We start from the raw sequence: 23,433 nt of genomic DNA on the forward strand, positions 1-23,433 counted from the left end.
TCAATTGAAAGGGAATAGAATTATAATGAAATTTGCCGTGCTTGATTTTGAAACAACAGGAACCCAATCCGTGGGTGAAATTATCCAGGTTGGCCTTGCAATTATAGAAGAAGACCGGTCCATCTCCCGGGTATATGGTTCCTATGTCAAGCCCGGAACGCCGATTCCTCCTTTTATAACAGGTCTGACGGGGATTACCGATGATGATGTGAAGGATGCGCCTGAGCTGGATGAGATGATGATGGAGCTTGTTCCGCTCTTGGATGATGTTGTGCTTGTAGGGCATAATGTCGCTTTCGACTTCCATTTTTTACAAAATGCTTTAGATCGTTGTGGTTATTTGCCATTTCAAGGGCGGATTTTGGATACGATTGATTTTCTGAAAATTTGCTTTCCTTCGCTCACATCTTATCAGCTAGGCTCTGTCAGTGCTCATTTTGGAGTGACACATGATCGTCCGCATCAGGCAGATAGTGATGCACTTGCGACTGCTTTAGTGCTGTTGAAATGTCTGGAGGAGCTCTACGAGCTGCCGCTGCTTACGATCCAGAGACTCTGTGAGCTGTTTACCGAAGAGGATAGTGATCTGGGCTGGTACTTTGATGGTCTGCTGCGAGAGCGGGAAGCGGAGACGCTACAGCCCGAAGGTGATCTGACTTTCTATCGTCAATTAGCGCTTGCAGTAGGAGACTGGACGGAGTTAGCGCCACCTAGAGATGAGCATGCTGAGAATCCGCTAGCGAATTTATCTTTTACTGATTATATGGACGAAGTAACCAAACGACTTAAAGACACATTACCGCAGTATGAAAGCCGGGAAGCTCAGGATATTATGATCAATGAGGTGATGACGGCACTTGCCGAAGACAAACACCTACTGATCGAAGCGGGCACAGGAACCGGTAAATCGCTCGGTTATTTGTTGCCTGCCATTTATCAAAGCGTTCGCACCAATGAAAAAGTCATGGTCAGCACTCATACCATTAATCTGCAGGACCAATTGCGCGAGCGGGATATCCCTTTGTTAACGCAGGTAGTTCCTTTTCCGTTTAAAGCTGCTATTTTTAAGGGAAGAGGACATTATTTGTGTCTGCGTAAGTTTGAGCATAAAATTAATAAAAAGGACTTTATAAGCCCAAGGGAAGATGCGCTTACTGCAGCTCAGATGATCGTATGGCTCACTCAAAGTGAATCAGGGGATGATGAAGAGCTGAATTTAAGCGGCCGGGGCGGTGATTTCTGGGAGACGGTGGCAAGCGATACCGATTCCTGTCTGGGACGTTCCTGTCCTTGGTTCCGCAAATGCTATTATCATAGGGCCAAGCATGAAGCTGGGATTGCTGACGTGGTCATTACGAACCACTCCAAGCTATTCGCAGATGTTAAAGCTGGGCACCAGCTGCTTCCAGCTTACGAGCATCTTGTAATTGATGAAGCACATCATTTAGAAGATGTGGCTGGTAAACATCTTGGCATGCATATGAAGCATTTCACTGTGGCACACACGTTATCGCGACTGTATAAAGATAGCCGAAACGGACAGCTTCCTGCTCTGCGCCAGATCTTACAGTCGTCAGGCAGTGAAGAGGCTTCAGAATGGAGCGGAGTCATCGATCGGATCTACCCGGATCTGCTTACTGTCAAAGAAACCTGGGATGCACTCAGCGACAAGCTGTTCAGCCTTTTGCCGGAACGCAGTGATGCAGCAGCAGGGGAAGCGGGACAACTGGTTATGCGTTTGCTTCCCGCCCGTAAGCCGAAGGATTGGGATGAATTAGTTGCGCTTGAGAACACTATGAATCTGACGTTAAGCGACATCATCCGTAAGGGTGATAAAATGCTTAATGAGATGCGTGACCAGGAAAGCCAATCCTCAGCAGACAGTCTTGTTACTGATATTAGCGGTTTATTTAAGGATTTGGCTTCCATACGTGAGCAAGTAAGATTCTTTATGGGGCTGAATGACGATAATGTAGTATATTGGCTGGAGGCAAATGGAAATTACCGCAGCAAATCACTGCAGATGTATGCCGTCCCTGTGGATGTTAGCAGCCAGCTTAAAGAGTTGTTCTTCGATAAGAAAAAAAGCATCGTGCTTACCTCGGCGACGCTGTCTGTAGATAAATCTTTTCAGTTTATGATTGATAATCTCGGACTTAACGAAGCTGCGGAAGAGGGACGTCTAATGACTTCACTCCTTCCTTCTCCCTTTAAGTATCGCGAGCAGGCGCTGCTAGTTATACCGCGTGATTTTCCTAGTGTGAAGGGCAGTGTGGGCGATGCTCGATTTGTCGATACACTCGTACAGTCGTTAGCAGAAGCTGCCAAAACAACACGTGGGCGGATGCTGGTTCTGTTTACTTCTTATAAAATGCTGCGTCAGGTATATGATCCGCTTAAAGAGGCTTTGGCCTCACAAGAGATTACGGTGCTTGGTCAAGGCGTGGAAGGTGGCAGCCGGAGCAAGCTGATCCGCCGCTTTCAGGACAGTGCAGCATCCGTTCTGCTGGGGACGAGCAGCTTCTGGGAAGGTGTAGATATTCCAGGTGAAGCACTGACTTGCCTGGCCATCGTGAGACTTCCGTTTCAACCGCCGAATCACCCGTTGGCGGAAGCGAAGTCGGAGTTATTGCAGGCTCAGAAGAAGAATCCGTTCATGAAATTGTCTGTTCCTCAAGCGGTTATTCGCTTTAAGCAGGGATTCGGAAGACTGGTTCGCACGGCGCAGGATCGCGGAATAGTTATTGTTTATGATACAAGGGTTATTGAATCTCATTACGGGAAGTATTTCCTTTATTCATTGCCTGGTCCCAAAATGGAGCATATGCTGACTGATCAAATGGTCCCCCGCATAGCGGAATGGCTAGAGGATGGCGGCGCTTCTTAAAATGCTCGTCTTCAGTTTAGCTCCTCCTTATCCTTAAGGGCGGTAAGTTACAGTACCGCCCTTAATAAGGAGAGGTATACGTTTGAATATGGATTTTCACAAGAACATTACTATTTTTAGGAGGAAAAATATGAAATCGGATAAAATATCAGAAGCCGTTGTTCGCAGACTACCTGTGTATTTGCGTTTTTTGAATGATCTCCAGAATCGCGAAATATTAACAGTTTCCTCTCAGGAACTTGGACAAAAGCTGGATCTTAATCCCGCACAGATTCGTAAGGATTTAGCGTATTTTGGTGACTTCGGCAGAAAAGGTATCGGCTATGATGTAACGTATCTTATTGAGAAAATCCGTCATATTCTGAAGCTGGATCAACAGCTTAATGTAGCTTTAGTAGGGGCAGGTAATCTCGGACATGCCTTGTCTAATTACAATGCATATCTTAAAGATACAATGAAAATCACCGCTATATTTGATTCGTACGCTCCTAAGGTTGGACGTAAGATCAACTCCCTTACTGTGCAACCAATGGATGAACTAGGCAGCACGATTCGTGAGCAAGGTATTCGCATTGCCATTATTACCGTACCTGATTCAGAAGCTCAAAATGTAGCAGATATTCTCATTTCTTCTGGGATTGAAGCGATTTTGAACTTTGCCCCTGTGATTCTGAAGACACCACCGAATATCCGGGTGCATGCAGCTGATTTTACAACTGATCTGCAAAGTCTTGCTTATTACTTGCGGGATGGAAAGGAAGAAAGCGAACATGAACAGCAATAAAACGATAATTAAGGGCGGGTATTTTCTGACTCCGGGAACGGATGAGCCGGTTCTGAGTGGATATATGACTATTGAAGATGATTTAATCACTTACATAGGAAAAGAAGAGCCTCAGATGGAAGCTGGAGTGCAAGTGGTTGATGGCAGTCGTCTGCTGTTCATGCCTGGACTTGTAAACACACATGGTCATGCGGCGATGTCTTTGCTGCGTGGATATGGAGATGATTTAGCGCTACAAGTGTGGCTTCAGGAGAAAATGTGGCCGATGGAGGAAAAGTTCACCGGTGATGATGTATACTGGGGAACCTCCTTATCTGTATTGGAAATGCTGAAGGGTGGAACTACGACCTTCCTCGATATGTATGATCATATGGACCGAGTAGCTGAGGTAGCTGAGTTATCAGGTATCCGTTCCGTATTGATGCGTGGTGTGATCGGGTTATGTCCAGAGGATGTACAGAATCACAAGCTTGCGGAAGCGATTTCTTTTGCCCGTAACTGGCATGGAAAGGCGGACGGTAGAATTACTACTATGATCTCGCCGCACGCCCCTTATACTTGCCCTCCGGACTTCCTGGTTAAGTTCGTGCAGGCAGCGCATGATCTGGATTTACCGATGCATACGCATATGTCCGAAACGAAACGTGAAGTGGAACAAAATGTGGCGGATTACGGGTTGCGTCCTGTAGCTCACTTAGAGAAGCTTGGAATGTTCACACGTCCCTCGATAGTTGCACATGGTGTTCATTTAAATGATGAAGAGATTGAGATCTTGGCTCGCCATAATGTGGGTGTCTCTCATAATCCGGGCAGTAATTTGAAGCTGGCTAGCGGAGTGGCTCGGGTTACTGATCTTCTAAAAGCTGGTGTGAAGGTGTCTCTTGGCACGGATGGCGCGGCAAGCAACAATAACTTGGATATGTTTGAAGAGATGCGGCTTGCAGCTCTCATTCATAAGGGTGTCAGCGGTGATCCAACGGCTGTTCCAGCTCCAGAAGCTCTACGTATGGCTACAGAATATGGCGCCCAGTCCATCTTTTTAAATAATGTAGGTAGACTTGCTGTTGGGATGAAAGCTGATTTCATTGCAATTGATATAGATCAGCCGCATTTGCTGCCACACACAGATCTGTTGTCTCATGCAGTTTACTCTGCTAGCGCTAAGGATGTTGAGCATGTGTGGGTGAATGGTAAACAGGTCATCAAGCATGGACAATGCTTAACCCTGGATGAGGAAGCTATCCGGCGTAAAGCGCAAGAAGCCTTCGAAGGTTTATTGAAGCGTTAAGTCTGGATAATAACGAATAAATAATAGGCTGCGACTTTTTGCTTTTAGCAAAAGTTGCGGCCTTTTGTACATTTTAAAGGCTGGGAAAGCTAGAAAATTATGAAATTTTGGATAAACACGCGGGTGTGTTATATAATCAAAAAAGATATATTACTAGAAAGGGAGCTGTACCTTGAAGAAAAGGAAAAAATGGATCCTCCTGGGGTCAGTTCTGATTCTGCTCCTGGGGTTTGGACTTATCCAGTTCTATGCCTATATTATGAAAGATCAATGGAACGAGCGGGATATCGCCAAGGATGTTGCCAAAACCAGAGCGGGTCTAACAGAGGTAACCAAAGCACAAAAATCGGTTTGGGATGAAAATGCAGTGTACTGGGTTTTAACAGGAAAAAATGAAGCCGGGACTGCTCTTATGGTCTGGGTCCGCTTTACGGTAGATGGAAAATATGCTGAAGGCGACGACGCAGTGTTTGCTGAGGAACTAAGTAAAGGAACCTCAGAAGCCCAAATACGCGGCATTATCAAAGCTGATCTTCCGGACATAACGATTGAACGCTTGCTGCCGGGAGTATATAACGGAGAGTATGCTTGGCAGCTTTTTTATAAACAGAGCGGTCGGTATTATTATCAATTTTATCGGTTTTCGGATGGGTCCCGAATGGGTGAAGGTTACAGTTTACCTAAAAGTTAAGCCGAACATAAGGAAATTAAGGGTGGCAATGTAAACAAGCGAACTTATTATAAGTTCGCTTGTTTACATTTATTTGATGTACAAAAGTGATATACTAAGTGATATACTGAATGGGTGGTTATCACCGAATATTCTCTTAAATTCACATACAAAAATAGGCCGATTGATTAAAAATCAAGGCCGATTTTGTCGAAAACGAGGAATATATTTGGTATTGATGGAAATATTTAAAAAATTAAATTTTAAATATATTCACATTTATTTTGAAATTAGTATATACACCTGTGATATACTACTACTTGTAATTAGAACAGCAATAAGAGACTTCAGTCTCTCTGATGAGCTCTCAAGTAGCTATAAATTATTATACTGAGCTTTATATTTTGTCATCTTTGAGAGGAGGACGTTTCTTGAAATTACGTCTTGTACCTGTGCTGATAACGTCTCTACTGTCGGCTACTCTATTGTTTGGTGGCTTCTTTTTGTATCGTCAGTTTGCAATGCAGGAACCACTTCAGAAGATTGTATCTCAATATGAGGGCGTCAATGATTCTCATATCAGTATTAACCGCAATGAGGTCACTTTGAAACTTGATCTCCAGCCAGGCACGAAATTACGTGAACTGGTTCAGTACGTCTCTAAAGAAGGAAAATCGATGATTGATGGACGTACACTGAAACTTGATGTAGAACAGAACTCCAGTGAACTGCTGGATGAATACTGGGATAAAGCGATGTTCTCTGTAGCTGAAGCCATGGAGAGCCGTAAATATACACTTATACCCACAGAACTTGATGGACTCAAAGCGCAATATCCGCAATATAAAAATGTGATAGCCTCAACAGAAATTGACGACAATAATGTCTATGTAAGCTTGAGTAATGGAAAAGAAAGCAAATTTATTATTTTGCCGCGCAAACCTGCGACATTGGGGGTATGGAATAATGCCTAAATACCTTAAAGAAATTCTAATCGGATTTGTTCCTGTCTTGTTTATTTTTATGGCTTTTCTAGGCATTAATATATTCCCGATCGTTATTGCTGCTGGGATGCTCACGGCTTTACTTATCATTGCTCATTTAAGAGGCGGACTTGCGGTGAATGCAGGTGCCGGGAAGAAACGCAAGAAGGATGGACCTTCAAAGCTTACTTTTGAAGAAATTGGCGGGCAAGACAATGCAAAGCAGGAGCTTCGTGAAGCGTTGGATTTTCTGATCCGGCATGAGGAAATCAGCAAATTCGGGATTCGGCCTTTGAAAGGGATTCTGCTTACAGGCCCTCCAGGAACAGGTAAGACCCTTATGGCTAGAGCAGCAGCACATTATACGAACTCTGTATTTGTGGCAGCATCAGGCAGTGAGTTTGTAGAAATGTACGTAGGTGTCGGTGCCGGCCGTATCCGCGATTTGTTTAAGGATGCCCGTACCCGCGCCCTTAAGGAAAACAAGCAAAGCGCTATTATTTTCATAGATGAAATTGACGTAATTGGCGGTAAGCGTGAAGGCGGACAGCAGCGAGAATATGATCAGACCTTGAATCAGCTGTTGACCGAGATGGACGGGATCTATAACAACGAAACGCCGCGCATTCTGCTGGTAGCAGCCACTAACCGTAAAGAAATGCTTGATTCAGCATTGCTGCGTCCTGGCCGGTTTGACCGTCATATTCAAGTGGACATGCCTGATAAAAAAGGCCGCAAATCGATTCTCGAATTGCATGCCAAAAATAAGCCGCTTCATGCAAATGTGAACCTCGACAAAATTTCCGAAGAAGCCTATGGTTTTTCCGGTGCTCAGCTCGAAAGTGTTATGAATGAGGCAGCAATTTATATGATGCGTGAGGAATTGACAGAGGTTGAGCAGCGGCATCTGTCGATGGCGATTGACAAGGTTATGATGGGGGAAAAAACGGACAGAGAAACTAACCACGAAGAGAAAAAACGGGTGGCAATCCACGAATTGGGACATGCCATTATGGCAGAGCTGCTTCGTCCGGGAAGTGTTAGTCAGGTTACGCTGACTCCGCGGGGGCAAGCCCTTGGTTATGTACGTCACAATCCTCAGCAAGAGCAGTATTTGTACACCAAAGATTATCTCGAAGATCAGATTATGATCGCACTTGGTGGAGCGGCTGCAGAAGAAATGTATTATGGCGGACGAAGCACTGGTTCGCGTGGCGATTTTGATCAAGCCCTGAATATTGTCGAAACCATGATGAAATCCGGATTAACTTCGTTGGGTATCGCCAAGCTGGAAATGGTTACCACTGAAGAGCTTATGAAGGAAAACAGTAAAATATTGGATGAATTGATGGTGCGTACTCACGACCACCTTGAAAAGCAACGAAATGTATTTGATTACTCCCTTGACATTTTAATGAAGGAAGAAGTGCTCTCTGGAGAGCAATTTCGATGTCAATTTCGTGACAGCGTGCGTTTACCAGCATAAATATTTATGCTGGTTATTTTTTTTTACTTTTCAGGCATGCTAAGATATCATTATATGTCGGGCTTTATAAATTTTTGCGACAGACAAGGTACAATACAAAAGTATAGATACCTGAAAGGATGGAGACTTTTTTATGAATTTCAAGAAAATTGGTGTCATCGGCGGTGGCACAATGGGACAAGGGATTGCCGAAATGCTGGCAGCCAAGGGCCTGGATGTATTGCTGGTGGAGAAAACCCCTGAGAAACTGGACTACTCCTACGAAATGATCGAGACAAGTCTAGATAAGCAACTGGAGAAATGGGCGATCACTCAAGCTGAGAAGAAGCTGATTCTTAGCCGCATTCAAAAAGTGACACATTTCGCAGAGCTGAGCTCTTGTGACATGGTTATCGAAACAATCGTTGAGGATTTAGAAGAAAAGAAAAAAATATTAAATCAACTGGATCAAGTATGTCCAAACCACATTATTCTTGCCAGCAATACGTCAACACTTAGCTTGACTGAACTTGCAAGTTCTACAATGTATCCGGAACGCGTGATCGGAATGCATTTCATATACCCTGTAGCTAAAGTGGATCTTGTTGAAATTGTACGCGGTCTGAAAACTTCAGATGCTACTTTTGAAGATACAAAATCCTTTGTTGATGAAATTGTTGAGAAAAAAGGTGTAATGATTTATGAATCCCCAGGATTTGTAACATCACGCCTCATTTGCTTGTTTATCAATGAAGCTATGCACGTGCTGCAAGAAGGCGTTGCCTCCGCACAGGATATTGACGATGCTATGCGTATTGGTTATCAATTCCAATATGGACCGCTTGAAATGGCTGACAGATTCGGTCTGGATTCGGTTCTTGCTGCACTTGAAAATATGTTCCGTGAATATGGTGAGCTGAAATATCGTCCTTCCACGATCCTTAAGAAGATGGTGCGTGCAGGACAATTGGGTATGAAATCAGGCGAAGGCTTCTTCCAGTACGACAAGGATGGTGACCGTATATGAATATTCTAGTAATTAACTCCGGTAGTTCTTCTTTAAAATATCAATTGTACAATATGGCTGATGAATCCGTTTTGGCTAAAGGTTTGGTGGAACGTATCGGGATGGATTCCTCCATTCTGAACCATAAACCTACTGGTAAAGCTGAAGTAACAGAAGTAAGTGAAATTTTGGAGCATAACACAGCGATTCGTAAAGTTCTAGCTTGCCTAACGGATAAAGAGCATGGCGTTATTGAATCCATTAAAGAAATCAATGCTGTGGGTCACCGTGTAGTACATGGTGGTGAATTCTTCAAAGCTTCCGCACTCGTGGACGCTGATGCCAAGACTAAAATTCGTCAATTGTTTGACCTTGCACCACTGCATAACCCAGCAGCAATGATGGGGATTACGGCTTCTGAAGTAAATATGCCGGGTGTACCGCAGGTTGTTGTATTCGATACTGCATTCCACCAAACAATGCCTGAAAAAGCTTATATGTACGCGATTCCTAGAGTACTGTACAATAAATATAAAGTTCGTCGGTATGGCGCACACGGTACATCACACGACTTCGTAAGCAAAGCTGCTGCGGAGTACTTGGAGCGTCCGTTGGAAGATCTGAAGATCATTACTTGTCATATCGGTAACGGAGGTAGTGTAACTGCTGTTCAAGATGGAGTGTCTGTGGATACTTCCATGGGTATGACTCCTCTGGAAGGTTTGATGATGGGTACTCGCAGTGGTGATCTTGATCCAGCAATTGTTCCTTACGTGATGAACAAGGAAGAATTGTCCGTAGGCGAAGTTAACTCCATGTTGAACAAACATAGTGGACTCCTAGCAATTTCGGGCGTAAGCAGTGATATGCGTGATATTATTGAGGGTATGGAAAAAGGTGAGCCTAATTCCACGCTAGCTTTTGAAATGTATGAGTACCGCTTGCGCAAGTATATCGGTTCTTATGCGGCTGCTATGAACGGTGTAGATGCTATCGTATTCACTGCTGGTGTTGGTGAAAATGCTTCATTGCTACGTGAGAAACTGCTAAATAACCTTACGTTCCTGGGTATTGAGTTGGATGTTGAAGCTAACAAAGTTCGCTCCGGCGACCCGCGTCGTATCTCTACGGTAGATTCCAAAGTGCAGGTGCTTGTAGTTCCGACTAACGAAGAACTTGTCATCGCACGTGATACAAACCGTATTGTGCAAGGAATTAACGGCTAAATTAGAGGAGAGATTGAAGGCATGGCTAACAAGAGTGTAATCAAGAACGTGAATGAACATGTTGGAGAAAGTGTTGTTATCGGTTGTTGGGTAAACAACAAGCGCTCCAGTGGTAAAATTCAGTTCCTGCAGCTTCGCGATGGTACAGGTTATATTCAGGGAGTTGTAGTGAAATCAGAAGTGCCTGAAGAGGTATGGGACGCAGCTAAGAGCCTCACGCAGGAAAGCTCATTGTATGTGACTGGTATTATTCGTGAGGAGCCTCGCAGTCAATCCGGTTTTGAAATGACTGTTACCGGAATTGAAGTTCTGCACCTTACAGAGAATTATCCAATTACTCCGAAAGAGCATGGCGTTGATTTCTTGATGGATCACCGTCACCTCTGGCTCCGTGCCTCGAAGCAGCGGGCTGTTCTGGTTATTCGTGCGGAGATTATCCGGGCAATCCAACAGTTCTTCAACGAGAGCGGATTTACAAAGGTGGATCCTCCGATTCTGACGCCAACGTCAGCAGAGGGAACTACTAACTTGTTCCACACGAAATACTTCGATGAGGATGCTTACCTGACCCAAAGCGGACAGTTATACATGGAAGCTGCAGCTATGGCACTGGGCCGTGTATATTCCTTTGGACCAACCTTCCGTGCGGAGAAATCTAAGACTCGTCGCCACTTGATCGAGTTCTGGATGATCGAGCCGGAAATGGCCTTCACAGATCATGAAGAAAGCTTGAAGGTTCAGGAAGAGTTTATTAGCTTCGTAGTGCAATCCGTATTGAAGAATTGCCGTGCGGAGTTGGAAGCGGTAGGCCGCGATATTTCCAAGCTGGAGAATATCAAAGCACCATTCCCACGCATTACTTATGACGATGCGATCAAGTTCTTGAATGATAAAGGCTTTGAAGATATTGCTTGGGGTGATGATTTCGGTGCACCTCATGAAACAGCAATCGCTGAAGCATACGATAAACCTGTATTTATTACTCATTATCCTGCTTCATTCAAAGCGTTCTACATGAAGCCGGATCCAAATCGTCCTGAAGTCGTACTGTGTGCTGATATGATCGCTCCTGAAGGTTATGGAGAGATTATTGGGGGTTCACAGCGGATCGATGATCCTGCGCTGCTTGAAGAGCGTTATAAAGAGCACAATCTTTCGATGGATTCTTATAAATGGTACATGGATCTGCGTACTTACGGATCTGTACCTCACTCCGGTTTTGGACTTGGGCTTGAGCGTACTGTAGCTTGGATCTGTGGTCTTGACCATGTACGTGAGACTATTCCATTCCCACGTACACTGTACCGCCTCTACCCATAAGTTCTTAGGATTTGAACAAAGGGGGAAGCACATGGACGGCAAGACATGGAGTACCTGGAGCGAAGGCGTCTCCTTCGGTCTGGAGAACGGAATGGCCGTCATACCTTACGCTTTACTGAAGTATTACCGGAAGCTGAATTTAAGCGGAAGTGAAGCCATGCTGCTGATTCATCTGCTCTCCTTCAGGCAAGTAGAAGGGATTGAGTTCCCTTCTCTGGAGGAGCTTCAGGTTGTAACTGGTCGTAGCATTTCCGTTCTCGCCGGAGAATTGCAGAAGCTCATGAAGGAAGGTTTCATTAGCATCGATGGAGACAACGATGAGCTAAGAGATATCCATTATGAACGCTACAATTTCTCAGGGCTATATGGAAAGCTAGGTGCTTATCTTGCGACAGCTGTACAAGAAAATGAGCAAGATAAGGACAAGGGAGCATATGGAACATCAGCTCCCCGGGCTGCTGCGTCAGGTGGAGGATTCGGAACTCCCCCCACATCTCCTTCTTCACTTGGAGATAAAGAGGAGAGCCGGAATCTATTCAGTATTTTCGAGAAGGAATTCGGGCGCCCGCTGTCTCCAATGGAATGTGAGACGATTTCCAGCTGGGTGGATCAAGACCGATATCCTGAGGAGCTGATTCTGTTAGCACTCAAGGAATCCGTATTTGCGGGGAAGGTTCATTTTCGTTATATCGACCGGATATTGCTGGAATGGGCCCGTAACCGGGTCAAGAACGCTCAGGATGTTAAGACGTATACACAAAAATTCCGCAATGGTGGAAGATAGATCGTTTAGGAGAGAACCGTATTGCTTTAGCTATTGCTAGAGTCTGTACGGTTCTTTTTTTATTTTTTTAGATAAGTGCAGGGGTAGGCGAAGAACTCAGCGTCTATTGCTGTGGGAAGGAGGGGAGAGTCATTGAGGAAGAGCTATTAATCAAGCGGATTTGCCAAGGAGACGAAGATGCGTTTCGCCAGTTTGTAAATACATACAGTCAGCATATATACAAAATCACCTATTCTGTATTACGTGAAGTTAAAGCGGCTGAAGACGCTGCTCAGGAAGCTTTTCTCCAGATGTATAAATCTCTCCCTGACTACCGTTATCAAGGCTTAAAATCATGGATTACGCGGATCGCCTTAAATAAGGCTATTGATGCCAAACGTAAACGTGATCGGCTACGAGAGTTACCTGTTGACTATGAGCTTGTGCTGAGCCAGACACCTTCTAATGAGGAGGATGTACTAGCCACTGTTGTCCGTCGTGACCGGATGAATCGTCTGTCGGGTGAGATCAACAATTTACCGGAGGGTCATCGGGAAATTATGGTGGCTTATTATCTGGAAAATAAAAAATATGAGCAAATTGCTGCTGAAAATGAAATTACTCTGAAGACGGTGGAGTCCAGACTATATAGGGCGAGACAATGGATGCGAAAACATTGGAAGGAGGACGAATGGCTATGATGAAGAGTGGAGAAAACCTAATTCGCCGCGAGCAGGCAAAAGCTTATCTTGAAGGGCAAGAAGATAGTATAGAGCGAGAAGAATGGGAACTAATGCTGCTCAAGGATGAAGACACATTTGTTTCATACATGGAGATGCTGGATGAGCTAAAGGAGGATCTGCCTTCATTGGAGAATTCGTCTGCTTTTACAGAGAGAGTTATGGGAGATTGGGTTGCTACGGTGAGATCTTCAGTAGTCATAGAAGAAGTAGCGGGGAAAGAAGAAGGATCACGGCGTTATCGCTGGTATGAAAAAACAATCTTTCATTATGCCGTTGCTGCTTCGTTAACGCTGTTGATTATGTCTTCCGGGATGTTTGATAAGTTACTCACGGGTGAAATGGAGCTTATTGTCCCTAAGAAAGATAATTCGCCATCTTATAGCGAACAATTCATGCAAGCCACCAGCGGATGGTTGAGCCGGATTATGGACGGAAGACAGAAATGAGAGGAGAAATGAACAATGCAACAGCAGCGTAATAAAATTAAGGGTCTTTTTCTTAATATGATTCCTGGAGCAGGTCATTATTATATGGGAAGACGCCCACAAGGGATTGTTTATTTTTTGCTAAGCTTTGGTGTGTTATTTATGTCATTCTTAATCGCTATGGCTGAAGGGGATGAGGGAATTCTGGCATTGGGAGTGATCGGATTCTTACTTCTATGGATCCTTTCGATGATTCATCTGGTAATTAAATTACTGCAAATGCCCACTCCAATTGTAGCGCCTGATGGATCAATGCTGGATTTTAGTTCTACTATGCCCGTAAAGACGGAGGATAATGAACGTGTGCATGTCATCTTATTGTCTTTCATTCCTGGATTGGGTCATTTTCATATGGGGCTGATGCAGCGTGGACTATCCTTTCTGATTTCTTTTTTCGGATTCATGACCGTTATGTTGTTCTTGGCCGGAATTACTTCGAGTGATGCATTTTTGCTGCTGTTTGGAGTATTGCCAGTAATTTGGCTGTATTGCATGTTTGATGCAGTTCAGTTGATCCATCGTAAACAAGCAGGAGAAATGCTTGTTGACCGCACATTATTCGAAGAGATGGAGGCTGGACGTGAGGAAGGACGACGCAGCAAAGTATTAGCGACATTACTATCCGCATTTCCTGGTGCTGGACAGATGTATCTGGGACTGCAAAAAAGAGGGCTCCAGCTCATGCTTCTTTTCTTAGGAAGTATCTATGTCATGGATCTTTTGCGGTTAACATTGCTGTTTTTCCTCATCCCGGTCATTTGGTTCTATAGCTTATTCGATGGCTTACAGTTAGTTAGCCGATATGGACGTGAACCTTTGCAGGATAAGCCGGTTATCGAAGGTTTCTTAAATCATCAAGGTTGGCTCGGTGCAGTCCTGATGTGTCTCGGATTATACTTTATTGTTGTGAATGTCGCAGTTCCTGCCATCGATATCAGATTTCCAGAATGGCGGCTGGAATATCGCGTAAATGAATATTTTAAGACCATTGTCGTCTCCGTGTTATTGATTGGTGGTGGGGTGAAGCTGATGACTGGAAGTAAGAATAATAAGAGTAGAAAAGGGGCGGGGGGTCAATCTTGAATAATCCAGTAGAAGTAGAGCCGGGAGTCATGGTAACTAGCGAGTTTCCAGTGAACGAAGGGAAATCTAGAAGTTGGCGTGTAGGTACGTTGTCGATGGGACTGAGCCTTTTATTTCTCGGGGCATTAATAATGGTCTCGCAGTGGAAAGGAGCGGATGTGTTCGAGACAACACTTGCTTGGTGGCCGCTCATTTTTATCTTACTTGGTTTAGAAATTGTAATTTACACCTTATGGTTCCGTGGTAAAGGGAAAATGTACTATGATGTGCTAAGTGTTCTGTTCGTCGGATTTCTGGCAGTGTGCTGTTTAGTATTCGCAGGAGTCAGCTCTTTAGGATTAACACAAGAACTTAGACATGTGATCTCATCTACGGAGGAGAATTATTCCTTGCCGGAATGGAAGGGGAATGTTCCACAGGGTGTAGGCACACTTATAATCCAGGCTGCTGAACCTTATGGAATTATGGTTGATCGAACGGCTGGGAACGAGTTGAATGTATTTGGGAGTTATTCCACGGCAGAAGGGCAACTCAAGCAAGAGCAAGAGAAGCGGCTGTTGCAAACTAAACAAGTCGGAGACACATTTTACGTCATTTTAGGAGACATACCTAGACATCTAGTATTCGATAACTCCAGGAATGCATTGAACGTGACCATTGCGGCTCCTGTAAATCTAAAGGTAATCGTAAGAGATAATTATGGAAATGTTGTAACAAGATAAAAAAAAGATCGCTTCCCACCCGATGAGGGGATGGGCTGCGATCTTTTTTTGGTTAAGAACGAAGCTCTTTCTCTAGGGCAGCACCCATTTCACGTGAGCGCTCGGCACATCGGTTAACTGCAGCAATCACAGTTTCAAAGAATTCCCCTCGTTCAAGCACTTCTATAGCTGCTTGTGTTGAACCGTTAGGGGAAGTAACCTTCTTACGGAGTGCTGCGGGTTCTTCTCCCGTCTGTTGTACCATTCGGGCAGCACCCAGCACTGTTTGAACAGTTAATTCGGTGCTTTGATCAAGTGGCAGCCCACCACGGATACCAGCGGCGATCATGGCTTCCATCATGTAATAGATATACGCAGGCCCGCTGCCTGAAATTCCGGTCAAGGTTTCCATACGTTCCTCATCAATGACTGTTGTAAGCCCGACAGCCTCAAAGATATTAAGAGCAAGGCGACGGCCTCTTTCGTCTACTTCTTTGGAGAAGGCTAGACCAGTGGCACCCAGACCGATGGAACTGGAAGTGTTAGGCATTGTGCGAACAATAGGCTGGGCTTTGCCAAGTAGACCTTGCATGGTGCGAATAGATAGACCTGCAATGACAGAAACTACGATCTGATCCGGAGAAAGAATTGGACCTAGTCCGCGTAAGGATTCTGCGGCATCTTTAGGTTTCATTGCCAGTACTATTACTGGTGCGTTCCGTAAGTATTCTATTTTTTGTTCGGGATCATTTGTGCCTATTACACCATAACGGCTTTTTAGTTCTGCCAGACGTTCACTGCTGCTGCGATTGAGCATGATGACATTATCGGACTTCACGATATTGCGGCTAATCATCCCGCGAACGATGGCTTCTGCCATGGAGCCTGCGCCATAAAAAACAATATTATGATTCATGAGTGGAACTGAAGGTTGCTGACACATGGCTAAAATCCTCCTAAAAGTTGTGTGATAGAATACTTAAACGTGCATACTAACCCCGAATTTGTCCCGTTCCGTAGATCTTATATTTGGTTGAAGTTAGTGCAGGCAGACCCATCGGGCCACGAGCGTGGAGTTTCTGGGTACTGATACCAATCTCTGCACCGAATCCAAATTCAAAGCCATCCGTGAAGCGGGTTGAGGCATTGTGATAAACAGCGGCAGCATCCACTTCTTGTAAAAAGCGTGTGGCGTTCTCCTGATCTTCTGTTACGATACATTCCGAATGTTTCGTACCATACTGCGCGATATGCTGCATAGCTTCTTCCAAATCACTGACGATTCTAATATTAAGGATATAATCGTTGTATTCTGTAGCATAGTCTTCTACGGTTGCAGGTAATACCCATGGGACAAGAGAGATGGTTTGTTGACAGCCACGAAGTTCTACATGAACCTCACGAAATGCTTCGGCTAAGGATAACAGATATTTGCTCGCGTAATCCTGATGAACGAGTAGTGTTTCCATAGAGTTACATACCGAAGGGCGCTGAGCTTTGGCATTTAAACTAATGTCCCGTGCCATTTCTGGCAAGGCAGTTGTGTCGAGATAAGTATGGCAGATGCCTGCTCCAGTTTCAATTACAGGAACGGTTGCGTTAAGGACTACATTTTGAATAAGAGAGCTGCCTCCGCGCGGGATAATCACATCTAAAAGTCCGTTCAGCTTTAGCATTTCATCTACTGAAGAACGATTAGGATCTTCAATCAGCTGAAGCGCGTTAGGCGGCATTGAGGTTTCAGCAAGAGCATTGTGCAGGACCTCGACAATTTTACGGTTGGAGGACAGGGCAGAGGAGCCCCCGCGCAACACAACAGCGTTGCCGGTTTTGAGACATAGACCTGCAGCATCAACAGTTACATTGGGACGTGCCTCGTAGATGATGCCGATCACACCAAGCGGAACACGCAGCTTCTGGATGTTGAGGCCGTTAGGACGTTCAATGCTTTCTAGCGTGTCACCGATAGGATCCGGTAATACAGCGATTTGTTGCAGGCCTTCGGCAATGCTGTTAATCCGGCCCACATCTAACGCCAACCGGTCGAGCATGGATTCCGGAGTTCCATTAAGTCTTCCTCGTTCCAAATCCTCCGCGTTGGCGGCGATAATGGCGGGAGCTTCGCGGCGAAGCGCATCGGCCATGACCAGCAGTGCTTCATTCTTCTGGCCAGTTGTTAAGCTTGCTAGAACTCCTGTAGTCTCCTTGGCTAATTTACTCTTATTAATTACTTCACTCATGACGATTCCTCCCTATATTTGAATTGAAAAAAATGTTTATCTCAGTGTAATCCATTCGTCACGGTGAATGACCTCAAGCCGGTGTACTTCTCCCAGCTTTGGTACAATCTCACGGCTTGGCAGACCTTGAATGCTGCGCAGCTGAGCATCATCGTAATTTACAATCCCACGTCCAAGCAATTTGGAGTCGGGTCCAAGTACTTCTACAACATCTCCTGCGTGAAAGCTACCCTCTGTCTGTTTGACGCCTACAGGCAACAGGCTGTGACCGCCATGAAGCAAAGCTTCTACAGCCCCTTCGTCCACGTATAGGGAGCCGAGAGGGGTAGACATAAAGCCAAGCCATTGCTTTTTGACGGGAAGAGAGGATAGCTTCGTTGCAAAATAAGTGCCCCTGCCTTCTCCTGTTGCAGCAAGCTGTAAATCTCCAGGTTCGGTGGCTCTTCCGACAAAGACAGGAACACCACCCCGAGTAGCGATCTTGGCCGCATCGATTTTTGATCGCATACCGCCTGTTCCAACACTAGAGCCAGCTCCACCAGCAATAGCATATATCTCCGGTGTAATGTCATCTACGAACTGATAGCGGACAGCATCCGGATGCTTGCGGGGATCTCCACTGTATAAACCATCCATGTCGGTTAAGACAAGTAGTCTAGAGGCTTTTAACAGGTTGGCTACTAGCGCAGAGAGGGTATCGTTATCGCCAAATTTCAGTTCATCTACGGAGACAGTGTCATTTTCGTTAAATACGGGCACCGCTCCTTGGCGAAGTAGCTCTTCTACAGTCATCATAGCGTTATTCATGGCTCTGCGGCTGCAGAAATCGGTGCGAGTCAGCAATATTTGCGCGGTAGTAATTCCATGCTGGGCAAAAGCTTCCTGATAGGCTTGCATCAGCAGCACCTGGCCAACAGCCGCAGCGGCCTGCTTCTCATGCAGCAGCTTCGGACGTGCTGGATAACCGATACTGCGGAAGCCTGCGGCTACCGCACCAGAGGTTACTAACAACACCTCACAGCCGTTTTTCTTCAACTCGGCAATCTCTGAGGCAAAAAAGGAGACTGCTTCACGATTCAAACCGCCCTCGGGTCCGGTCAGCGAGCTGCTGCCTATTTTGACCACGATTCGCGTCGTCATTTCTGTCCACATCCTCTTCGTTTATTAAGTCCTGAAAACAACAAAAAGCCCCCATCCTTAGACTTAGCAAAGGACGAAAGCTTATAAACTTCCGCGGTACCACCTTCATTGATGAGGGATCATCCGACTTCATTCTCATAACGGGAGGATCCGTCCTGTTAGACACAGGCCGCTCGGGGGTAGGATTCGGAACGAAAACCGCGGTAAATTCTTTCAGCCTGTCGGAATCTACTCTCTAGGCGCGGTTAGACTCATTCTTACTGGTCCCGTCTGCACGTTTCACTTATTTTCAATAGAATACCATGGAGCTGGTTGCATTGCAAAGGGAAAACGTAGGATATATTTCTTCATGCAGAAAGCTCTATATATTATGTTTAACCTCAAAGAGAAGGGGTAAAGAACTTATAATCTGTTACCAGGAGGTGGATTAAATTGACTAAAGACAACAATGCCGAGCAGGGACAGAATCAAGATTCAAACGAAGTTGCAGAGCTTCAGAATAGTGTGACTCGTGAATTTGTGGAAGAGCACACCGGGGCTCCAGTTGATAAGGGATTGGCTGATTCAAGTAAAGCACGTGTGTCGGATGATCAGAACCGCCTGATTACACAGCGTAATTTGCGTAAATAATCTAGTACTGTTACAAGAGGTTCACCTGAAAAGTGCCCCGACAACCACACGAATGGTTACTGGGGCACTTTATTTGTATATATTCTATTCTTCCGTTAATTCAGACACGGTTGATTTGAATGTTTCTACAAAAGCCTTTGCGGCTTTGGACAAATATCGTCCGCGTCGATATGCTACAACTAGCGTACGACTAGGCACTGGATCAGCAAGCGGTAAGTAGACTGGAACAAATTCACTCCGCGGTGCACGAGCGATAAAACGAGGAACAAGAGTCACGCCCATACCTGTTGCCACTAGGGATTGAACGGTTTCCATATTATTGCTCTCGAAAACGATTCGTGGCTCGAATCCGGCTTTCCGGCATAGTTCCACAGTCATTTTGCGGAAGCCCTGACCTTCCTTAAGTACGATAAAAGGTTCGTCCTTAAGCTCTTCAAGTGAGGTCCGTGTTCCATCTAGGATTCGTTTAGCGAGTGGATGTTCAGGAGGAACAGCGAGATCGATTCTTTCCTCTCCAAGCTCTTCATAAGCTAGTGCAGGAATTTCGAGGGGTAAGGAGAGCAGGCTTAAATCGGTTTGGCCACTTGCCGTGAGCTTCTCTAGGTTCATTGACGAGTCTTCGAGCAGCGTTATTTCTACCTCAGGATAATTTTGTTTAAAAACTGGAAGTACATGCGGCAGAAGATGTGCACCTGTAATCGGCATACTACCCACAACTACACGTCCAGTACGCAGTTCTGATATGTCGGACATTTCTTGCCGCAGCAGCTCCACTGCGTCAATGATAATCTGGGCTTGTTCAACGAATTTAGAACCTGCGTAGGTCAGCTCAACGGAGCTGGTATTACGCTGAAACAGCATTACGCCGAGCTCTTTTTCCAGTTTGGAAAGCTGCTGGCTGAGCGAGGGCTGGGCAATATGCAGCTTGTCCGCTGCACGAGAGAAGTTTTTTTCGGCTGCGATTTGCAGCACATACTGCAGTTGTCTCAGTTCCATGTATGAACTCCTTAGGAAAATGATTTACTTATAAGTATATCCTATTGGATTATAGTTTTGTATAGGCAACCCGAAAGAGCCTTCACTTCATCGCTCCTCAGGATTTGCGGGCCTGATTTCAAGAGATTAACCCTCCAACACTGACCGAAGTATCCGATATCCTCTAACAGTATATTTTTAGCGCCGGATCTTGAGAGTATCTATGAAATAACTGTATTTTGTACAGCTATTTCGTATGCAAAAGGGATCATTTTGGTTTTAAGTGTATTCTATACAACTAAAAACTAGAGTTCCCAGCTATAAGGCGATAATTCAAGAAAATAGCTGTACACAATACACTTATATTCATTAACGAATGATTCACAGGAATATAGCTGTACAAAATACAACTAAACGCACCTACACATCACACTTGCACATCTCTCCTACATATAGCGCTTGCGCATCGCTTCTACACACTACGCTTGCGAATCGCACCTACACATCACACTTGCGCATCGCTTCTACACATTACACTTGCGAATCGCACCTACACATCACACTTGCGCATCGCTTCTACACACTACGCTTGCGCATCGCTTCTACACACTGCGCTTGCGCATCGCTTCTACACACTATGCTTGTGCATCGCTTCTACACACTATGCTTGCGCATCGCTGCTACATATCCCGCTTGTGCAACGCTGCTACACACCCCGCTTGCGCAACGCTGCTACATACCCCGCTTGCTCATCGCTCCTACATATTGCGCCTCAACATACCCTAACTCAGCTTATAGGTTCAGGCTATCACTTTTATAGATATCATATCTTGGAATTATAAAGACAGGGGTGTTATATTTAGATCATTCAAGAGAGACTCCACGCTCTCTTCCAATGAACGATTCTATTAATGAGGTGAAATTATGAGCAACAAGACAATGTTTGAGAAGATTTGGGAGAATCACGTTATTCATCAAGAGGAAGGTAAACCTAGCATTATTTATATTGATCTGCATTTGGTTCATGAAGTAACTTCTCCACAGGCTTTTGAAGGGCTTCGTCTCAGCAACCGGAAGGTTCGCCGTCCTGAGCTGACCTTCGCAACGATGGATCATAACGTACCAACTAAAGATCGTTTTAACATTAAAGATCCAATCTCCAAGCAACAAATTGATACCCTTTCTAAGAACTGTGCTGATTTTGGTGTAAGACTGTTCGATCTGAATGATATTGATCAAGGCGTTGTACACGTAATGGGTCCTGAAATCGGCTTGACACATCCTGGCAAAACTATCGTTTGCGGCGACAGCCATACCTCCACGCATGGTGCATTCGGCGCACTGGCATTCGGTATCGGAACTAGTGAAGTTGAACATGTAATGGCTACGCAATGTTTGCAGCAATCCAAAGCTAAGACAATGGAAGTACGCTTTACAGGCAAACGTAACCCTGGCGTAACAGCAAAAGATATGATCCTAGGTGTTATTGCTAAGTACGGTACTGATTTTGCCACAGGTTATGTAATTGAGTATACAGGCGAAGCTATTCGTGAATTGTCGATGGAAGAACGTATGACTGTCTGCAATATGTCGATCGAAGGTGGAGCAAGAGCTGGCTTGATTGCCCCTGATGAAACTACTTTTAATTATCTGCGTGGACGTCAATACGTACCGCAAGGCGAGGCTTATGATGCTGCTGTAGAAGCATGGAAGAGTCTTGTAAGCGACGAGGGCGCTCAGTACGATACGGTTGTTGAATTTGATGTGGAAACATTGATTCCACAAGTGACCTGGGGTACTAGCCCGGGCATGGGTACTGACATCAACTCCAGCGTACCGAATCCGGCTGACTTCACCACTGAAAATGAACGTAAAGCTGCTGAAAAAGCGCTTGAATATATGGATTTGACTCCTGGAACACCTATTTCTGAAATTCCGATTGATTATGTATTTATTGGTTCCTGCACTAACGGACGGATCGAAGATTTGAGAGCTGCAGCAGTGGTAGCTAAAGGTCATAAGGTGTCTGAAAAGGTTACTGCCATTGTTGTTCCAGGCTCGGGCCGTGTTAAGATGCAGGCTGAGAAAGAAGGACTTGATAAAGTCTTTACTGAAGCTGGCTTTGAATGGCGTGAAGCGGGATGCAGCATGTGCTTGGCCATGAACCCGGATGTTCTGCAGCCTGGACAACGCTGTGCATCTACCTCGAACCGTAACTTTGAAGGACGCCAAGGACGCGGAGGACGTACACATCTGGTATCTCCAGCTATGGCAGCCGCAGCTGCGATCAAAGGTCGTTTCACTGATGTACGTGATTGGAATTATAAGACGGAAGCCGTCAGCTCATAGAACTAGAGAGAACACGGGAGGATAAAACTATGGATGCTTTTAAAAAATTAACAGGAATTGTTGCACCAGTTGACCGGGTAAATGTAGATACGGATGCGATTATTCCGAAACAGTTTTTGAAACGGATTGAACGGACGGGATTTGGACAGTTTTTGTTCTATGAATGGCGTTTTGATGAAGAAGGTAACGATAATCCAGCCTTCGAAATGAATAAACCACGTTATCAAGGGGCTTCTGTTCTGATCTCACGCGCTAACTTTGGTTGTGGATCCTCTCGGGAGCATGCACCATGGGCGATTATGGATTACGGGTTCAGAGTTGTAATTGCACCTTCTTATGCGGATATCTTCTACAATAACTGCTTTAAGAACGGCATTCTGCCGATTAAGCTTTCGGAAGAGCAAGTGGATGAATTGTTCAAACGGACAGCTGAGCATGAGGACTACAAGCTGACAGTTGATCTTGAGAACAACGCTTTACAAGATGAATTCGGACTGAGCATCAACTTTGATCTGGATGAGCACCGTCGTCAATTCCTGCTGCAAGGCTTGGATGATATCGGTTTGACCCTTCAACATGCGGATGAAATTGCTGCTTATGAAGAGCGTCATGCTGCAAAGCTATTCTCTTAAAAAGAGGATATAACTGGTCTGATTCTTAAACTTTACAAAAAATACGCAAAACTTCTATTTCCG

21 protein-coding genes are annotated in these 23,433 nt (G+C 45.0%); 17 read left to right on the forward strand and 4 right to left on the reverse strand.

Annotated elements, in window-relative coordinates; translation table 11 throughout:
* Positions 1-25: 25 nt before the first annotated feature.
* From dinG to NST45_RS07065, 14 genes are all read left to right on the forward strand, one after another.
* Positions 26-2,887 carry an ATP-dependent DNA helicase DinG gene (gene dinG / locus NST45_RS07000; RefSeq protein WP_036676291.1) on the forward strand — a complete coding sequence of 954 codons (2,862 nt, stop codon included), beginning with the start codon at positions 26-28 and terminating at the stop codon, positions 2,885-2,887.
* Between the two features lie 130 nt (positions 2,888-3,017).
* The gene (locus NST45_RS07005; protein ID WP_036676294.1) at positions 3,018-3,671 is read left to right on the forward strand and encodes a redox-sensing transcriptional repressor Rex; all 654 of its coding nucleotides are present in this window, start codon (positions 3,018-3,020) and stop codon (positions 3,669-3,671) included.
* On the forward strand, positions 3,658-4,959 hold the full coding sequence (locus NST45_RS07010; protein ID WP_076101458.1) for an amidohydrolase: 1,302 nt from the start codon (positions 3,658-3,660) through the stop codon (positions 4,957-4,959). Before NST45_RS07005 ends, NST45_RS07010 begins: the two co-directional genes overlap by 14 nt.
* Positions 4,960-5,131: 172 nt before the next feature.
* Entirely contained in the window at positions 5,132-5,650 is a 519-nt protein-coding gene (locus NST45_RS07015; RefSeq protein ID WP_076104448.1) for a DUF5590 domain-containing protein, read from the forward strand.
* 410 nt (positions 5,651-6,060) lie between these two features.
* Positions 6,061-6,603, forward strand: a complete 543-nt coding sequence (locus NST45_RS07020; RefSeq protein ID WP_036676301.1) for a hypothetical protein — start codon at positions 6,061-6,063, stop codon at positions 6,601-6,603.
* Positions 6,596-8,098 carry an AAA family ATPase gene (locus tag NST45_RS07025; RefSeq protein WP_036676302.1) on the forward strand — a complete coding sequence of 501 codons (1,503 nt, stop codon included), beginning with the start codon at positions 6,596-6,598 and terminating at the stop codon, positions 8,096-8,098. Before NST45_RS07020 ends, NST45_RS07025 begins: the two co-directional genes overlap by 8 nt.
* Positions 8,099-8,231: 133 nt before the next feature.
* A complete protein-coding gene (locus tag NST45_RS07030; RefSeq protein ID WP_036676304.1) occupies positions 8,232-9,104 on the forward strand; it encodes a 3-hydroxyacyl-CoA dehydrogenase NAD-binding domain-containing protein in 873 nt (290 codons plus the stop codon).
* Positions 9,101-10,309: an acetate kinase gene (locus tag NST45_RS07035; RefSeq protein WP_036676305.1), complete on the forward strand. Its 1,209-nt coding sequence runs from the start codon at positions 9,101-9,103 to the stop codon at positions 10,307-10,309. Before NST45_RS07030 ends, NST45_RS07035 begins: the two co-directional genes overlap by 4 nt.
* 21 nt (positions 10,310-10,330) lie before the next feature.
* Positions 10,331-11,629 carry an asparagine--tRNA ligase gene (gene asnS / locus NST45_RS07040; protein ID WP_036676308.1) on the forward strand — a complete coding sequence of 433 codons (1,299 nt, stop codon included), beginning with the start codon at positions 10,331-10,333 and terminating at the stop codon, positions 11,627-11,629.
* A gap of 31 nt (positions 11,630-11,660) precedes the next feature.
* Complete coding sequence (locus NST45_RS07045; RefSeq protein ID WP_038572407.1) at positions 11,661-12,413, forward strand: DnaD domain-containing protein; 753 nt, start codon at positions 11,661-11,663, stop codon at positions 12,411-12,413.
* 224 nt (positions 12,414-12,637) lie between these two features.
* Complete coding sequence (locus NST45_RS07050) at positions 12,638-13,093, forward strand: sigma-70 family RNA polymerase sigma factor (protein ID WP_256715977.1); 456 nt, start codon at positions 12,638-12,640, stop codon at positions 13,091-13,093.
* Complete coding sequence (locus NST45_RS07055) at positions 13,084-13,581, forward strand: hypothetical protein (RefSeq protein ID WP_141240287.1); 498 nt, start codon at positions 13,084-13,086, stop codon at positions 13,579-13,581. Before NST45_RS07050 ends, NST45_RS07055 begins: the two co-directional genes overlap by 10 nt.
* Positions 13,582-13,596: 15 nt before the next feature.
* On the forward strand, positions 13,597-14,703 hold the full coding sequence (locus NST45_RS07060) for a hypothetical protein (RefSeq protein ID WP_036676314.1): 1,107 nt from the start codon (positions 13,597-13,599) through the stop codon (positions 14,701-14,703).
* A complete protein-coding gene (locus tag NST45_RS07065) occupies positions 14,700-15,425 on the forward strand; it encodes a hypothetical protein (protein ID WP_051490914.1) in 726 nt (241 codons plus the stop codon). The genes NST45_RS07060 and NST45_RS07065 overlap by 4 nt, the downstream gene beginning before the upstream one ends.
* Before the next feature lie 52 nt (positions 15,426-15,477).
* Here NST45_RS07065 and proC read toward each other — a convergent pair whose 3' ends face one another.
* The 3 genes from proC to proB are packed head-to-tail and all read right to left on the reverse strand — an operon-like array spanning position 15,478 to position 18,784.
* The gene (gene proC / locus NST45_RS07070) at positions 15,478-16,347 is read right to left on the reverse strand and encodes a pyrroline-5-carboxylate reductase (RefSeq protein ID WP_036676316.1); all 870 of its coding nucleotides are present in this window, start codon (positions 16,345-16,347) and stop codon (positions 15,478-15,480) included.
* Positions 16,348-16,396: 49 nt separating this feature from the next.
* Positions 16,397-17,644, reverse strand: coding sequence for a glutamate-5-semialdehyde dehydrogenase (locus NST45_RS07075; protein WP_076101455.1), 1,248 nt, complete (start codon positions 17,642-17,644; stop codon positions 16,397-16,399).
* 36 nt (positions 17,645-17,680) lie between these two features.
* Positions 17,681-18,784, reverse strand: a complete 1,104-nt coding sequence (gene proB / locus NST45_RS07080) for a glutamate 5-kinase (RefSeq protein ID WP_076101454.1) — start codon at positions 18,782-18,784, stop codon at positions 17,681-17,683.
* Between the two features lie 432 nt (positions 18,785-19,216).
* Here proB and NST45_RS07085 point away from each other — a divergent pair, with 432 nt between their 5' ends.
* Positions 19,217-19,414: a hypothetical protein gene (locus tag NST45_RS07085; protein WP_076101453.1), complete on the forward strand. Its 198-nt coding sequence runs from the start codon at positions 19,217-19,219 to the stop codon at positions 19,412-19,414.
* Between the two features lie 84 nt (positions 19,415-19,498).
* Here the strand turns inward: NST45_RS07085 and NST45_RS07090 are convergent, their stop codons facing one another.
* Positions 19,499-20,410: a LysR family transcriptional regulator gene (locus tag NST45_RS07090; protein WP_076101451.1), complete on the reverse strand. Its 912-nt coding sequence runs from the start codon at positions 20,408-20,410 to the stop codon at positions 19,499-19,501.
* Between the two features lie 903 nt (positions 20,411-21,313).
* On the opposite strand from NST45_RS07090, the gene leuC reads away from it, so the two are divergent.
* Positions 21,314-22,738, forward strand: a complete 1,425-nt coding sequence (gene leuC / locus NST45_RS07095; RefSeq protein ID WP_036676324.1) for a 3-isopropylmalate dehydratase large subunit — start codon at positions 21,314-21,316, stop codon at positions 22,736-22,738.
* Positions 22,739-22,767: 29 nt separating this feature from the next.
* On the forward strand, positions 22,768-23,370 hold the full coding sequence (gene leuD / locus NST45_RS07100; protein WP_036676325.1) for a 3-isopropylmalate dehydratase small subunit: 603 nt from the start codon (positions 22,768-22,770) through the stop codon (positions 23,368-23,370).
* Positions 23,371-23,433: the final 63 nt, after the last annotated feature.

The sequence above is a fragment of the Paenibacillus sp. FSL R7-0163 genome, assembly GCF_037969975.1.
In the GTDB taxonomy this organism is placed as follows: Bacteria; Bacillota; Bacilli; order Paenibacillales; family Paenibacillaceae; genus Paenibacillus_AQ; species Paenibacillus_AQ odorifer.